The organism is Mesorhizobium sp. USDA 3734, assembly GCF_056279665.1.
This window is the reverse complement of the sequence record NZ_JBWCCW010000001.1, coordinates 6,144,688-6,160,183: the sequence shown is the minus strand read 5'-3', so window position 1 is coordinate 6,160,183 and position 15,496 is coordinate 6,144,688. Positions and strand designations below refer to the sequence as shown.

At 65.0% G+C, this 15,496-nt stretch carries 14 protein-coding genes; 11 read left to right on the top strand and 3 right to left on the bottom strand.

The window, feature by feature from the left end; genetic code table 11:
- Positions 1-115: 115 nt before the first annotated feature.
- The 11 genes from ssuD to ACZ89F_RS29385 all read left to right on the top strand — a co-directional run bounded on the left by ssuD (position 116) and on the right by ACZ89F_RS29385 (position 11,802).
- Positions 116-1,288: an FMNH2-dependent alkanesulfonate monooxygenase gene (gene ssuD, locus ACZ89F_RS29435; RefSeq protein ID WP_476095605.1), complete on the top strand. Its 1,173-nt coding sequence runs from the start codon at positions 116-118 to the stop codon at positions 1,286-1,288.
- Positions 1,285-2,739: an FAD/NAD(P)-binding protein gene (locus ACZ89F_RS29430; protein WP_476095603.1), complete on the top strand. Its 1,455-nt coding sequence runs from the start codon at positions 1,285-1,287 to the stop codon at positions 2,737-2,739. Before ssuD ends, ACZ89F_RS29430 begins: the two co-directional genes overlap by 4 nt.
- 164 nt (positions 2,740-2,903) lie before the next feature.
- Positions 2,904-4,007 carry a dimethylsulfone monooxygenase SfnG gene (gene sfnG / locus ACZ89F_RS29425; RefSeq protein ID WP_476095601.1) on the top strand — a complete coding sequence of 368 codons (1,104 nt, stop codon included), beginning with the start codon at positions 2,904-2,906 and terminating at the stop codon, positions 4,005-4,007.
- Between the two features lie 122 nt (positions 4,008-4,129).
- On the top strand, positions 4,130-5,062 hold the full coding sequence (locus ACZ89F_RS29420) for an ABC transporter ATP-binding protein (protein ID WP_476095599.1): 933 nt from the start codon (positions 4,130-4,132) through the stop codon (positions 5,060-5,062).
- On the top strand, positions 5,059-5,958 hold the full coding sequence (locus tag ACZ89F_RS29415; RefSeq protein ID WP_109665847.1) for a branched-chain amino acid ABC transporter permease: 900 nt from the start codon (positions 5,059-5,061) through the stop codon (positions 5,956-5,958). The genes ACZ89F_RS29420 and ACZ89F_RS29415 overlap by 4 nt, the downstream gene beginning before the upstream one ends.
- Positions 5,959-5,961: 3 nt before the next feature.
- Positions 5,962-7,002: a branched-chain amino acid ABC transporter permease gene (locus ACZ89F_RS29410; RefSeq protein WP_476095597.1), complete on the top strand. Its 1,041-nt coding sequence runs from the start codon at positions 5,962-5,964 to the stop codon at positions 7,000-7,002.
- An 84-nt stretch (positions 7,003-7,086) separates the two neighbouring features.
- Complete coding sequence (locus ACZ89F_RS29405) at positions 7,087-8,424, top strand: ABC transporter substrate-binding protein (RefSeq protein ID WP_476095595.1); 1,338 nt, start codon at positions 7,087-7,089, stop codon at positions 8,422-8,424.
- 81 nt (positions 8,425-8,505) lie between these two features.
- Positions 8,506-9,297 (top strand): ABC transporter ATP-binding protein, encoded by a 792-nt coding sequence (locus ACZ89F_RS29400; RefSeq protein WP_476095594.1) that lies wholly within the window; start codon positions 8,506-8,508, stop codon positions 9,295-9,297.
- Between the two features lie 24 nt (positions 9,298-9,321).
- Entirely contained in the window at positions 9,322-10,569 is a 1,248-nt protein-coding gene (locus tag ACZ89F_RS29395) for an SfnB family sulfur acquisition oxidoreductase (protein ID WP_476095592.1), read from the top strand.
- A gap of 67 nt (positions 10,570-10,636) precedes the next feature.
- Positions 10,637-11,197 (top strand): FMN reductase, encoded by a 561-nt coding sequence (gene msuE, locus ACZ89F_RS29390; protein ID WP_476095590.1) that lies wholly within the window; start codon positions 10,637-10,639, stop codon positions 11,195-11,197.
- Between the two features lie 119 nt (positions 11,198-11,316).
- A complete protein-coding gene (locus ACZ89F_RS29385; protein ID WP_476095588.1) occupies positions 11,317-11,802 on the top strand; it encodes a hypothetical protein in 486 nt (161 codons plus the stop codon).
- 11 nt (positions 11,803-11,813) lie between these two features.
- Here the strand turns inward: ACZ89F_RS29385 and ACZ89F_RS29380 are convergent, their stop codons facing one another.
- Genes ACZ89F_RS29380 through ACZ89F_RS29370 form a run of 3 tightly spaced genes read right to left on the bottom strand, consistent with a single transcriptional unit; the run spans position 11,814 to position 15,494 of the window.
- Positions 11,814-12,353, bottom strand: coding sequence for a hypothetical protein (locus ACZ89F_RS29380; RefSeq protein ID WP_476095586.1), 540 nt, complete (start codon positions 12,351-12,353; stop codon positions 11,814-11,816).
- Positions 12,346-15,231: a sarcosine oxidase subunit alpha family protein gene (locus ACZ89F_RS29375; protein WP_476095585.1), complete on the bottom strand. Its 2,886-nt coding sequence runs from the start codon at positions 15,229-15,231 to the stop codon at positions 12,346-12,348. Before ACZ89F_RS29375 ends, ACZ89F_RS29380 begins: the two co-directional genes overlap by 8 nt.
- Positions 15,228-15,494, bottom strand: a complete 267-nt coding sequence (locus tag ACZ89F_RS29370; RefSeq protein WP_476095583.1) for a sarcosine oxidase subunit delta — start codon at positions 15,492-15,494, stop codon at positions 15,228-15,230. Before ACZ89F_RS29370 ends, ACZ89F_RS29375 begins: the two co-directional genes overlap by 4 nt.
- Positions 15,495-15,496 lie beyond the last annotated feature (2 nt).

Sequence of the window (15,496 nt, the reverse complement as noted above, 5' to 3'; positions counted from 1 at the left end):
GCACTGGCGATCTGGTTTTATCCGGACAGGACCACGCCATGCCTACTCTCTTACGCCAGCGCTCAACCACAGCAGGCATAGCCGGCCGCCTCCCTCAGACCGCGGGAGACAGGCCATGACCAAGGACATTCCAGAACGCATCAAGGTGCTTTGGTTTCTGCCGACGCATGGCGACAGCCGTTATCTCGGCACGACAGAAGGCGGCAGGGCCGTCGATCTGCCCTATCTGACGCAAGTGGCGAAGGCTGCCGACACGCTGGGTTACTACGGCGTGCTGCTGCCGACCGGTCGGGCATGCGAGGATTCCTGGGTGATCGCGTCAGCGCTTGTGCCGCTGACCGAGCGCTTGCGCTTCCTCGTCGCCGTGCGACCGGGCCTGCAATCGCCAACGCTGGCCGCGCGCATGACGGCGACGCTCGACCGCATCTCCAACGGGCGCTTGCTGATCAACGTGGTCACCGGCGGCGATCCGCTGGAGAACAAGGGCGACGGCATCTTCCTGTTGCACGCCGAACGCTATGAGGTGACGCAGGAGTTCCTGCGGATCTACAAGCGGGTGCTGAGCGGCGAGACGGTCGAGCACGAGGGAAAGCACTTCCGCATCGAAGATGGAAGGCTGCTGTTTCCGCCGGTGCAGACGCCCTATCCGCCGCTCTATTTCGGCGGCTCATCCGACGCCGGATCCGTGGTGGCGGCGCAGGAGATCGACAAGTACCTGACCTGGGGCGAGCCGCCCGCCGACGTCGAGCGCAAGCTGGATGGCGTTCGTGAACTGGCCGAGAAGGCGGGCCGCAAACTCTCCTTCGGCATTCGCCTGCATGTCATCGCCCGTGAAACGACCGAGGAAGCCTGGGCCGCCGCCGACCGGCTGATCAGCCGGCTCGACGACGCGACGATCGCCTCGGCACAGAAGGTCTTTGCCCGCATGGATTCGGTCGGCCAGGCGCGGATGAGCGCGCTGCATGGCGGCAATCGCGCCAAGCTCGAGATCGCGCCCAACCTCTGGGCCGGCGTCGGTCTGGTGCGCGGCGGCGCGGGGACCGCACTGGTCGGTGACCCCGACACGATCGCCGAGCGCATCGACGAATACCGGCGCCTCGGCATCGACACCTTCATCCTGTCCGGCTATCCGCATCTCGAAGAAGCCTACCGCTTCGGTGAACTGGTGCTGCCGAAACTGCCGACCGATCATCCGGTCAAAGCTGCCGCTTCGTCCGTCAACACCGGCCCGTTCGGCGAGACCATCGCCGGCGACCACCGGCCGAAGTCGCTCGCCAGCGCTTCATGAACGCGCTCCCTCCGATCCGCCGGCTGCGTGTCGCCATAATTGGCGGCGGCTTTTCCGGCGCGGCGGTGGCCTGGCACCTGGCGTGGTCACATCGACCGGCGCACCTGTCGATTTCCGTGATCGAGCCGCGACCGCTGCTTGGCGGCGGCCTTGCCTATTCCAGCGGGGAGCCGTCGCACCGGGTCAATGTCCCTGCGGTCAGGATGAGCATGGCTCCGGACGATCCGCAGCACTTTGCACGCTGGTTGACGGACAATGGGGAACTCGAGCGCGACGCGGACGCGATCTGGAAGAATGGCGACGCCTATCCACGCCGGCGCGTGTTCGGTCGCTATGTTGCCGAGCATCTGGCGCCCTATCTCGGTTCCGGCGTTGTCCACCATGTTGAAGGGACCGCCACACGCGTGACGCACGATACCAATGGCGCGGGCTGGACCGTGCACACCAGCACAGGGCCAGTCGCCGCCGACATCGTCGTCCTGGCAGCGACGCACCCGCGGCCCGGGATTCCAGCCGCGCTGATCCACCTGTCGGAGGCGCCGGGTTTCATCGCCGATCCGTACGCGCCATCAGCACTTGCCGGGATCGGTCCGGACGCGCCGGTGTTGATCGTCGGCTCTGGCTTGACCTCGGCCGACATGGTCGCCGAGCTCGACCGCCGCGGACATCGCGGCCGCATCCTGTCGCTGTCGCGCCGCGGCTTACGCTCGCGCGGCCACCCGGATACCAGGGGTGAGCCCTTCGGCGATTTTGCCTCGGTCCCGGCCACAACGGCGCTTCGGCTGCTGGAAGACATCCGTGTGTCGCTGGCGGCCGCGCGTGCGGCCAATGTCAACTGGCAGTCGGTCTTCGATCAGTTGCGCCTGCAGGGGCCGGTGCTGTGGGCCGCACTTTCGCCGCCGGAGCGGGCAAGGCTGGTCCGCCAGCTGCGCGTGTTCTGGGACGTTCATCGCTTCAGGATCGCTCCACAGGTCGCTTCCGTGCTCGACCGGCGCCGTGCTGCCGGCACGTTCGACACCATCGCCGCCAGGCTTGTCGCATCGAACGATGAGGACGGCAGCCTGGCGGTCAGCTTTCAACGGCGCGGGCAGACGCGGATCGAGACGGCGCGCTTCGATGCCGTCATCAACACCACGGGTCCGGCCCATGGGCAGGCACTGCAGCTCAACCCGGCATTGCGCTCGCTGACCGAGGCGGGGCTGATCAGGGCCGATCAATACGGGCTGGGCATCGAGACCAGTCTCGACAGCCGCGCCGTCGGCCGGGATGGCAAGGCAGTCACGACCCTCTTCGTCGCGGGTCCTTTGGCACGAGGGACTTTCGGCGAACTCATGGGCCTGCCCGAGGTTGCCCGCCATGCCCAGACGGTTGCGGCCGAAATTGCAAAGCTGCTCGACACGCCAGTCGGGGCCGTCAGCGCAAACACCGCTCGTGGTTCGGTCGCGGGCTGACCCCGGCAAGCCGGGTTGGCCTGATAAAATTGGTATTTCCGTCCCAATAGGGCTCCAAAAACGGAAAATCCTTCTTTGTATATATATTCTATAAACATAATAAATATTGGGAAAGCCGGCGCGGCCGGAGTGATCAACGACACGGCCTGAATGGGAGACAGTTCATGGCACACGCAGAAACCGACGCGATCAAATTCGCCTACTGGGTGCCCAATGTTTCGGGTGGCCTGGTGATCTCCAACATCGAGCAGCGCACCAACCATTCGGCTGAGTACAACCGCAAGCTGGCGCAGATCGCCGAGAAGTCCGGCTTCGACTATGCGCTCAGCCAGATCCGTTTCACCGCCGGTTATGGCGCTGACGAGCAGCATGAATCGGTGGCATTCAGCCATGATCTGCTGGCGGCGACCACCACACTCAAGGTCATCGCGGCGATCCTGCCCGGACCCTGGAACCCGGCGCTGGCGGCCAAGCAGATCGCCACCATCAGCTATTTGACCAACGGCCGTGTCGCCATCAACCTCGTCTCCGGCTGGTTCCGTGGCGAATTCCACGCCATCGGCGAGCATTGGCTCGACCATGACGAGCGCTATCGCCGCTCGGAGGAATTCATCCGTGCGCTACGCGGAATATGGGCTGAGGACAGCTTCACTTTCCGCGGTGATTTCTACCGCTTCAACGAATATTCGCTGAAGCCGAAGCCGCAGCAGCCGCTGCCCGAGATCTTCCAGGGCGGCTCGTCGCGCGCCGCGCGCGACATGGCATCGCGCGTCTCGGACTGGTACTTCACCAACGGCAACACGCCGGCCGAGATCGCCAAGCAGGTCGACGACATCAGGGCCAAGGCGAAGGCCAACAACCATTCCGTCAAGGTTGGCGTCAACGCTTTCGCGGTTGTCCGCGAGACCGAGGACGAGGCCAGGGCAGTGCTCGCCGAAATCATCGCCAAGGCCAACCCCGAGGCGGTCAACGCCTTTGGCCACGAGGTCAAGAATGCCGGCAAGGCCTCGCCGGAAGGCGAGGGCAATTGGGCAAAATCGTCCTTCGACGATCTGGTCCAGTACAATGACGGCTTCCGCTCGAACCTGATCGGCACGCCGAGGCAAGTCGCCGAGCGCATCGTCGACCTGAAGCGCGCTGGGGCCGATCTCATCCTGCTCGGCTTCCTGCACTTCCAGGAAGAGGTCGAGTATTTCGGCAAACATGTCATCCCGCTCGTTCGCGAACTGGAAAACGCCGAGGCGGCAGCGTCGCTGGCGGCGGAGTAGTCACCCCACAGGCTGGCCGGACAGGCTCCCGCCGGCACACGCATGAAAGCTATCCGGCGCGCTCGAGCCATCGAGCCGCAATGAGGATTTGCGCGCCTGCTGCAGCAATCGAGGACGATGGAATGCCTCTGCCCAGTTATACGCTCGGAGTGATGGAGGCTTCCGCCTATGCACCGGAAGTCTTTGCGCGCGGCCTGCCGTCAAGCCCGCCGGAGCAGCAGCCCGCAGCCAACGGCGATCCGAGCGGCTCCGTTGCCGGCGTCGCCTCTCCGCTGCTTTCGCTCCAGGGGATCGGCCTGTCGTTCGGCGGCGTCGTGGCACTGGCCGATGTCGACCTGTCGGTCCGCCCCGGCGAGATCCGCGCCATCATCGGCCCGAATGGCGCCGGCAAGAGTTCGCTGATCAACGTCATCAGCGGCGTCTACCGGCCGGATCGCGGCCATGTCCAACTCGACGGCGCCGTCTATGCCCAGGTGCCGACGCAGCGGCTGGCCCATCTCGGCGTCGCCAGGACCTTCCAGAACCTAGCACTGTTCAAGGGCCTCAGTGTCCTCGACAATGTTGCTTCCGGCCTCGCTTACAAGGTCCGCTCCAACTTCGCCGGCCAGGTGCTCGGCATCGGCCGCTCGCGCGGCGAGCAGCGCGACTCTCTCAGCCGTGCCGAACAGATCCTCGAATTCCTCGATCTCACCGCTGTCCGCGACCGTCTTGCCGGCACGCTGCCTTACGGGCTGCAGAAGCGGGTCGAACTGGCTCGCGCGCTGGTCGCTGAGCCGCGCCTGCTTCTGCTCGACGAGCCGATGGCCGGCATGACATCAAGCGAAAAGAGCGAGATGGCGGGATTCGTCCGTGCCGCGCGCGACCGCTTCGCCACCACCGTTGTACTGATCGAGCACGATGTCGGCGTCGTCATGGGCCTGTCCGACCGCATCGCCGTTCTCGATTACGGCCGCAAGATCGCCGACGCCACGCCCGATGAAGTCAGGAACGACCAGCGCGTCATCGATGCCTATCTCGGCGTCACCTCCGACAATGAGGACGGGGCAGGCATATGATCGCCGATTTCGACTACCAGTTCTTCATCGAAGTGCTCGTCGGCGGCCTGCTCTCCGGCGTCATGTATTCGCTGGTCGCGATCGGCTTCGTGCTGATCTACAAGACCTCGGGCGTGCTCAATTTCGCGCAAGGCGCGATGCTCTTGTTCGCGGCCCTCACCTTCGTCAGCCTTGTCGAGCGCGGCATTCCGTTCGCACTGGCGCTGGTGATCACCTTCGCCATCATGGTGGCGATGGGTGTCGCCATCGAGCGTACGGTGCTGAGGCCGCTGACCAACAAGCCGCCGATCACCCTGTTCATGGCGACGCTCGGCCTGTCCTACATCATCGAGGGCGCCGCCCAGCTAATCTGGGGCACGCAGGTCCATGGCCTCGATCTCGGCATCGAGGATGTGCCGCTCGAAATCGGCGGTGTGCTGATCAGCCAGTTCGACATCTTCGCCGCCGTGGTTGCCGCCGGCATGGTCCTCCTGCTGTCGCTGTTCTTCCGCTACACCCGCATAGGGCTCTCCTTCCGTGCCGTCGCCGACGACCAGTTCGCGGCTCTCGCGGTCGGCCTCAGGCTGCCCTTGATCTGGGCCACCGTCTGGGCTGCCGCCGGCCTCGTCGCGCTGGTGGCGGGACTGCTCTGGGGCGCACGCCTCGGCGTGCAGTTCTCGCTGTCCCTGGTGGTGCTGAAGGCGCTGCCGGTGCTGGTGCTCGGCGGCTTCGACTCCATCCTCGGCGCCATCGTCGGCGGGCTCTTGATCGGCGCCAGCGAGAAGCTCGCCGAGGTCTATATCGGCGACTATTTCGGCGGCGGCATAGAGAGCTGGTTCGCCTATGTCGTCGCGCTCGTCTTCCTGCTGATCCGCCCTTCCGGCCTGTTTGGCCAGAAGCTCGTCGAGAGGATCTGAGCGATGACCGCGATAACAAGCGACTTCTCCTCCGCGCCGGTGCTGCCGAAATGGGTCGTACCAGTCCTGCTGCTCGCCTTCGCCTATGGCGTCGTGCCGCTGATTGGCTCGAGCTATCTGTTCGAAGCCATCCTGCTGCCGTTCCTGGCGCTCAGCCTCGCCGGAGTGGGCTTGAACATCCTGACCGGCTATGCTGGCCAGGTGTCGCTCGGGAGCGCTGCCTTCATGGCGGCGGGCGCCTTCGCCGCCTACAATTTCAACCTGCGCGTCGAGGGCCTGCCGTTGATCGGCAGCATCTTCCTGGCCGGTATCGTCGCCGCCGCGATCGGCATCGTCTTCGGCCTGCCCAGCCTGCGGCTGAAGGGTTTTTATCTCGCCGTCTCGACGCTTGCCGCGCAGTTCTTCGTGCAATGGGCGCTGACCAAATTCAGCTGGTTCTCCAATAACTCGGCTTCCGGCGTCATCGATGCGCCGCGACTTTCGATTTCAGGCTTCGCGCTTGACGGCGCCATCGGCCGTTATCTCTTCGCGCTAACAATCGTCAGCGTCCTCACTTTCCTCGCACACCGGCTTGTCACGTCGCAGACCGGGCGCAACTTCATCGCCATCCGCGACAATGAAACCGCCGCCCGCATCATCGGCATCCCGGTGCTGAAGACCAAGCTCCTGGCCTTTGCCATCTCGTCCTTCATCATCGGCGTTGCCGGCGTCATCTGGGCCTTCGCGTATCTGCGAACCGTCGAGCCGGACGGCTTCGATCTCGATCGTTCGTTCCAGATCCTGTTCATCATCATCATCGGCGGCCTGGCGTCGATCCGTGGCGCCTTCTTCGGCGCCGCCCTCATCGTCGTCTTTCCACTTGGCTTATCGCGCCTCGGCGGCTTCCTGCTCGGCGATCTCTTCGACTCGGGCGTGCTTGACATGAGCCAGCGCATCGTGCTGGGCGCGCTCATCATCCTGTTTCTGATCCTCGAACCCGACGGGCTGGTGGCGCTGTGGGACAGGATCCGAAGACGGCTCCTGTTCGCCTGGCAGACGACTTGAGCTCCATGCATCTGAAATGAACCGCATCCGAAAATGAACCAAAGGCCGAACCCAAGACGGCCCCATACCGGGAGTACCTCGACAATGAATTTCCTCAGCACAATCAAGGCGGCGGCGCTGTCCGCGGCGATGATCGTGTCGGTGGCCTTGCCCGCCGCGCACGCCGACGAACAATATTTCCCGCTGCAGAGCTATCGCGTCGGGCCTTATGCGGCCGGCGGGACCGGCTTCTTCGGTGGCTTCATCGACTATCTCAACCTCATCAACATCCGCGACGGCGGCGTCAACGGCGTCAAGCTGACCTGGGATGAATGCGAGACCCAGTATGAGGTCGAGCGCGGCGTCGAATGCTACGAGCGGCAGAAGAGCCATGCTGGCGCTGCCGCCTGGAACCCGCTCTCGGTCGGCATCGCCTATGCCATGATCGACCGCATCACCGCCGACAAGGTGCCGCTGATCACCGTCAACCATGGCCGCACCGACTCCACCGACGGGCGGGTGTTTCCTTACGTCTTCCCGCTGCTGCTCAATCCCTACAGCGAGACCTCAGGCATCGTGAACTACATCGCCTCGAAGGAAGGCGGCATCGACAAGTTGAAGGGCAAGAAGATCGTCGTGCTCTATCACGGCTCGCCCTACGGCAAGGAAACCATACCGATCTATGAACTGCTGGCGCAGAAATACGGCTTCACCGTGCAGCAGATCGAGGTGCCGCATCCCGGCAACGAGCAGCAATCGCAGTGGCTGACGATCCGCCGCGCAAAGCCAGACTTCGTCGTCCTGCGCGGCTGGGGCGTGATGAACCCGGTGGCGCTGAAGACGGCGGTCAAGGTCGGCTATCCCGTCGATCACATCGTTGGCAATGTCTGGTCGAATTCCGAAGAGGACGTCATCCCGGCCGGCGATGCCGCCAAGGGCTACACCGCGATCACCACCCAGGCTTCCGGCAACTCCTACCCGGTGGTGCAGGAGATCGTGAAGACGGTCTACGACGCCGGCAAGGGCAATCTGGAAGATAAGTCGCGCATCGGCTCAGTCTACCACAACCTCGGCATCGTCAACGGCATCCTCAATGTCGAGGCGATCCGCGTTGCGCAGGAGAAGTTCGGCCACCGCACGCTGACCGGCGACGAGGTCCGCTGGGGCTTCGAACATCTCAAGCTTGATCCGGCCAAGGTCGAGGCGCTCGGTGCCAAGGACCTGTTCCACTCCATCAATGTCAGCTGGGACAACCACGAGGGCGAAGGCTACGTGACCTTCCAGCAGTGGGACGGCAAGAAGTGGAACGTCGTCTCCGACTGGATCGCGCCGGACTGGGCGCTGCTGCGGCCGATCATCGAGAAGTCCGCCGAGGCCTATGCCGCCGAGAAGGGCATCAAGCTGCGCACCGCCGACGATGCCGACGCGGTGACCACCAACTGATCAGCCAAGGCCGGGCGCTGCGGATCGGTTTCCATAGCGCCCGGCCTGTTTCGGTTCATCGAACCACGGAAACGAGAGCCCATGCCGGACGATGACGTCATTCTTGCAGTGGACGCTGTCCATGCCACCTACAACCACGCCATCACGGCGCTGCATGGCGTCAGCTTCGAGCTTCGGCGCGGCCAGATCCTGGCGCTGCTCGGCGCCAATGGCGCCGGCAAGACCACGACGCTGAAGGCCGTCTCCAACCTGCTCCCGGCCGAGCGCGGCCAGGTCAATGCCGGCACCATCCGCTATGAAGGCTCAGATGTTTCACGCCGCAAACCGGGCGATCTCGTGCGTGCCGGGCTGGTTCAGGTGCTGGAAGGCCGCCACTGCTTCAAGAGCCTCACTGTCGAAGAAAATCTTGTCGCGGGCGGCATCGGCCGCAGCGGTAGCCGTGCCGAGATCGGCGCGGACCTCGAACGTATTTATGGCTATTTCCCGCGTCTCCGGGAAAAGCGCCGGACACTGTCCGGCCTGACCTCCGGCGGCGAACAGCAGATGACGGCGATTGGCCGGGCGCTGATGTCGCGGCCGCGCCTGCTGGTCCTCGACGAACCGTCGATGGGGCTGGCCCCGCTCATCGTCCAGGACATTTTCCAGAGCTTGAGAAAACTCAACCGCGAGACCGGCCTGTCGATCCTGGTCGCCGAGCAGAACTCGGCGGTGGCGCTTCGTTATGCCGACCAAGCCACGGTGCTGGAAAACGGCGTCTCCGTTCTCTCCGGGGTGGCCGCCGAGCTTCGCCAGCGCGAGGACATCAGGGCCTTCTATCTCGGCCAGCAGCCATCGCCGGCTGCCAAGCCAGCCCATCTCCATGCCGTTGCCTGAAATCTAGTATCAAGGAGCAGTGAAATGACCGTCTCGACCGTCAAGACAGACCACGCCTCCGCCGCCGTGCCGCCGGTCGCAAGGCCGTCGGCGCCGGCTCACGTCATCAGGGATGATGCCGAAGCGATTGCGATTGCCCGTGCGCTCGCCGCCGAATTCGTCAAGGATTCCTCAAAGCGCGATCGCGAGCGCATCTGGCCGGTTGCGGAGCTGGATGCATTTTCGCAAAGCGGCTTATGGTCGATCAATGTGCCCAAGGCATTCGGCGGGCCGGAAGTGTCCTACGTGACGCTGGCCAAGGTGATCGAGATCATCTCGGCGGCCGATTCCTCGATCGGCCAGATCGCCCAGAACCATCTCGGCGTCGTCGCCGCGATCCGTACCGTTTCCGACGCCAACCAGCAGAAGCTGCTGTTCGCCGAAGCGCTGAAGGGCACGCGTTTCGGCAATGCCTTTTCCGAGTTCGGCTCGAAGCGCGCCGCCGATTTCGAGACCCGTTTCACCGATGCCGGCGACCATGTCGTCGTCAACGGCCGCAAATTCTATTCCTCCGGCGCGCTGCTTGCGCATCTGGTGCCAATCGTGGCGCTCGATGACGAAGGCCGCGCCTGGTATGCGATCGCCGACCGTGGCGCACCGGGCCTGACGGTCATCGACGACTGGTCGAGCTTCGGCCAGCGCACGACGCTGTCCGGCACCGTCATCATCGACAACGTCAAGGTGCCGAAGACGCATCTGGTGCCGGGCTACAAGGGCTACGACAGACCGACCGCCGACGGCGCTATCTTCCAGATCATCCAGGTGGCGGTGGATACCGGTATCGCCCAGGCGGCGATCGACGAGACCGTCAATTTCGTCAAAACCAAAAGCCGCGCCTGGATCGACAGCGGCGTCGACAATGCCTGGGACGATCCCTACACCATCCAGGCCGTCGGCGACCTGACGCTGCGCCTGCACGCGGCGCAGGCGCTGCTGGAAAAGGCCGGCCTGGCAATCGACCGCGCGGTGGTCGAACCGACCGCCGAGACGGTGGCGCACGCCCAGATCGTCACCGCCGAGGCGAAAATCCTGTCGACCGAGATCGCCATCGCCGCCACCAACAAGCTGTTCGAGCTGGCGGGAACCCGCTCGACGCTGGCCGAACACAATCTCGACCGGCATTGGCGCAACGCGCGCACGCACACGCTGCACGATCCGGTGCGCTGGAAATATTCGATCCTCGGCAAATATTTCCTCAACGGCGAAAATCCGCCGCTGCACGCCTGGAGCTGATTCTCCACCCGGCGGGCCGACGGCCCGCCGCATCAAAACTTCGACCATCCAAGAGAGGCCCACTGCCATGTCAACCCCAACAGTCGTCGGCTTTTCCGGCAACATCACCCGGCCGTCAAAGACGCGCGCCTTCGTCGATCTGGTCACCAGGGACATCGCCGCCAGCCACGGCCTGTCGGCGAACACCTATGATATCGAGGATCTCGGCCCGTCGCTGGGAACGGCGAAATGGGCCCGCGATCTCGACGGCCAGGCGCGCGCGATCTTGGAACAAATCCTCGCCGCGGACGTGCTTGTCGTCGGGTCGCCGACCTACAAGGGCAGCTATACCGGTCTGTTCAAGCATTTCTTCGACCTGATCGATCCGGCAGCATTGCGGGGAAAGCCCATCGTGTTGACGGCGACCGGCGGCGGCGAGCGCCATGCCCTGATCGTCGAGCATCAGCTGCGGCCGCTGTTCGGCTTCTTCGAGGCCTTTGCCCTGCCGACCGCCGTCTACGCCACCGACAAGGATTTCACCGACGGCGTGCTGCGCTCCGAGGCCATCCTGAAGCGTGCGGCGCAGGCGGTCGACGAGGTCGGCTTCGTGCTGGCCAACCGCTCGGCAGGCAGGATCGCCGCCGAATAGCCTGCCGTCACCAGATTGCGCCGCGATCGAAATAAGCGAGGGTAGCGCCCTCGCTTACGCGCAATTTACGACCAGCCGCTAAAAACGTTCCTGTCTGATTCGTCTGGGACAGGAACGTCATGAGCAAAGCCCTCACCTCCTTCGCACTGGTCGCGGTGCTGACCGCCTTGCTCATGGCGTTGAGCCTGGCTGTGGCCAGGCACGGCTATCCCTATGGCGCGATCGGCGTCAGGCGCCTTGACGGTATTGCCGATGCCGGCGCGTTCATCCCGATTGCCGCTGTCTATTTCTTCAGCGCGATGCTGATGATGATCCTGCCGATCAGGGCGGCCGGCATTGTCCTGACCCATGCCGCCGACGCCCTCTTCTGGACCGTGATCGCGCTGTTCGCGACCATCGTCGGCTGCCTGGTCGCCAGATGGGCTTTCGGCCAGGGCAGCGCCGTGTGGGCATTGCTGAACTGGCGGTTCCTGTTTGTGGCGGCGATCGTCGGTTGTCACTTCGTCATGAACGAGCTGCGCCGCAACGTGCTGCTGCGCAGCCTGTTCTTCGTCGTCTTTGCCGCCGCGACGCTGGCCTGCCTGTTCTGGTCGTTCACGCTCTGACGTGTCGCCGGCTAAGCGGCTGATCCGGCGGCAATGTTGCCGGCGACACTTTCCATCCATGTCCAGAGATAGGCCGCAAGACCGCGGTCGACATGGATACGCAGCTTGCCGTCGTGGCGATAGACTATGGCGCTGATGCCGGCGAAGGAAAGTGCTGCACTGGCACTCGCTTGGCCGGGATCGAGCGTTGTCCCTCGCGCGATGAAAGCGTCGAGCGCCGTGCCCTCGGCCTCGAATATTTGCAACCCGGCGCTGATCGCCGTCACCGCGAACCCGTCTGCGTGCCAGCCCGTCGCGATGGCGAGCGGGTTGTTGGAGACGACGAGCAACCGGTCGCGCGCCAGCCGCGCCGCGTAGCGGTCGCCCTGCGCGATGCCAAAGGCACCCACGCCAGTTCCATCGACGCCGGAAGCCCGTGTCCAGGCGTCGAGGTCGCCGCTGACCAGCAACTGGTTGAGGCCGCAGACCGCGCGCACCACAAGGCCGGGCGCCGTGATCACCGCCGACTGCCAGTCCGGCGCGACAGCCCATTTTTCCGCGAGATCACGCATGCAGCCGGTCTCCTGCCGGGTCGAAGGCGCAAGGGGCGGTAATCGTCGCCTTGCTGATCTTGCCGAGGTGCTGGATTTCGATCGCCTCGCCGTGGCGGGCCGCGCCGCGCTCGATCAGGCCAAGCGCAACCGGGCGGCCAAGCGTCGGGCTCTGGTAGCTCGAGGTGACAAAGCCCTGGCTGCGCAATCTGCCGTCGATCCGTTTGATGCCATGCGCGCCGGTTGGCAGCGGCGCTTCGCCTTGCGGCACCGTAAGCCCGACAAGCTGCATGCGGTTTCCGCGCGAGGCCTCTTCGGTAAACAGCGAGCGACGGCCGACGAACTCGCTCTGGCGTTTGGCACGCGGACCCTCGACGCCGAGATCGTGCGGCAGCGTGGTGCCGTCGGTGTCCTTGCCGATGACGATGAAACCTTTCTCGGCGCGCAGGATCATCAGCGCTTCGAGGCCGATGACGACGGCGTCGAACGTCTGGCCGGCCTGGCGCAGTTGCGCCCATAACGGCTCGGCGCGATCCGCCCGGATCGAGATTTCGTAGCTCCGGTCGCCGGTGAAGCTGACGCGGGCGATGCGGATCTCGTCGCCGGCATAGGTCCCATGACCGATGGCCATATGCGGCAGGTCGGCATCGTCGAGCGAAAGACCGAGATCCAGAGTTTCGAGTAGTTTTCGAGCGTTCGGCCCCGAAACGGTCAGCGTTGCCATGTCTGATGTGGCGTTGTGGATGTAGACCGCGCCGCGGCCAAAACGGTCCTGGCGCCATTCCTCCAGCCGCGCATGCACGGCAGCGACATGCGAGGACGAGCACGACACGACGAAGCGATGCTCGTCCAGCCGCACCAGAACGCCGTCGTCGAAGACCACGCCGTTCTCCGACAGCATGAAGCCATAGCGGCAGCGGCCCGGTTTCAGCGTCGACATGGTGTTGTAATAGAGAAAATCGACGAACGCGCCCGCCTGCGGCCCGATCACCTCGATCTTGCCGAGCGTCGAACCATCGAACAGCGCGACCGACTGGCGGGCGCGCCGCGCCTCATCCTGTATTGAGCGTTCCGCGTCAGCGCCGCCGCCATAGTGGGCCGGGCGCAGCCAGCCGCCATATTCCTGGAAGACAGCGCCGCTGGCGCGGTGGATAGTCTCCAGCGGCAGCCGGCGCACCGGCGCCATCAATTCGCCGACGCGCGCGCCGGCAAAGCTTGCCAATGGCACCGGCGTGAACGGCGGCCGATACGTGGTGGTGCCGACCTCCGGCACCGTGCGGCCGGTGATGCCGGCCATCAGCGCCAGGCCCGGCAGGTTGGAGGTCTTGCCCTGATCGGTCGCCATGCCGAGCGTGGTGTAGCGCTTCAGATGTTCGACCGAGATGAAGTTTTCGCGGGCCGCAAGCTCGACGTCCTTCACCGTCACGTCGTTCTGGTAGTCGATCCAGATGCGCCCCTTCGAGCCTGGCATCGGCCATGCCGCCACTATGCCGCCCGTCGCCTCCGATCCGGTGCTGCGTGGAATCGTTGCTTTCGCCTGGCCAATCGATGCAACAGCCGTCGCCGAACTGGCGAACACGTCCGACAGGGAGACCGTGCCGGCTGCCGCACCCGCCACGGCGATGCCGTCGACCGGATCGCCCGGCAGGAAGGCCGCGCGCGCCTCGCTCCAGGCGAGCTTGCCCTTGGCCTGGCCGAAGAGATGAATCGTCGGCGTCCAGCCGCCGGAGACCAGCACGCAATCGGCATCCAACCTCGTGCCGTCGTCGAGCGTCACGCCATCGACGCGCAGTCTGCCGCTGGCGGAAGTCAGGGCGCGCCCTTTGACCAGCCGGACATTGGCGGGCGCGGCGGGCGTGCCGTCGCGCCCGATGTCGACAAGCGTGACTTCAGCCCCGGCCTCGGCGAGCGCCATGGCCACCTCATAGGCGCTGTCATTGTTGGTGGCGACGACGATACGGCGGCCGACCAGCACAGCGTGGCGCCTGAGATAGGCGAGCGCCGCATCCGCCGACATGATGCCCGGCAGGTCATTGTTGGCGAAAGGCAGCGGCCGCTCGATGGCGCCGGTCGCCAACACGATCTGGCGCGGCCTGAGCCGCCACAGCGTATCCGGCCGGCCGTCGGGATGGCGCTGGTTCAGCCCGACCAGATTGTGGTCGTAGATGCCGAAGGCGGTGGTCGAAGGCAGGAACAGCTGACCGGCAGCGGCAAGCTCTGCAACCGTCTCCTCGATCCAGGCAGCCGCCGGCTTGCCATCGACCTCACCGGCACGATGGCCGAGCGATCCGCCAGGATTCTGCTGATCGTCGACCAGTGTGACGGTCAAACCAGCACCAGACGCCAGTCTTGCCGCCGCCAGCCCTGCCGGTCCCGCGCCCACCACCAGCAGGTCGCAATGATGGTTGATCTGGTCTGCTGTGCCCGGCGAGGTCCAGTCCGCATCGACCTTGCCCAGCCCCGCCATGGCGCGGATGCGCGGCTCGAACCTGTGCCAGTCCGGCCACATGAAGGTCTTGTAGTAGAACGCCGCCGGAATGAAGCGCGCAAAACGGTCGAGGAAGGCGTTGCGGTCGGCCAGTGCACTGGGCGTGGCGTTGACGCTTCTCGCCACCAGCCCGTCGCGTGCCGGCTCGGTCGTGGCGCGCGTGTTGGGCGTCGCCGGCAAACTACCGCCGAGATCGACCAGCGCGTTCGGTTCCTCGACGCCGGCGCCCCAGATGCCGCGCGGCCGGTGATATTTGAAGCTGCGGCCGACCACCGCGACATCGCTGGCCAGCAGCGCTGAGGCGATGGTGTCGCCGGCAAAGCCATGTACGGCGGCGCCGTCGAAGCTGAAACGGATCGGGCGCGAGCGGTCGAGGGCGCTGCCGCCTGTGGCAAGACGCGAGGCGGTCACGCCGCGTGCTCCCCGCCGAGAGCGGCCGAGGACAGCACCTTGTGGGTGACGGTGTCCCGTTCCATGACGAAGAACTCGCCGCAGGTCATGTGGACCCAGATCTCGCGCGCCGTGCCTTTCGGATTGGTGCGCAGATAGAGGTAGCCGGCCCAGCGATCGATCGGAACGTTGGCGCCATCCGGCCTGATGTTGCCGGCATCGCCGCCATAGTGGAATTCGGTCTCGTCACGCGGGCCGCAGAATGGGCAAGGAAAGAGCTGCATGG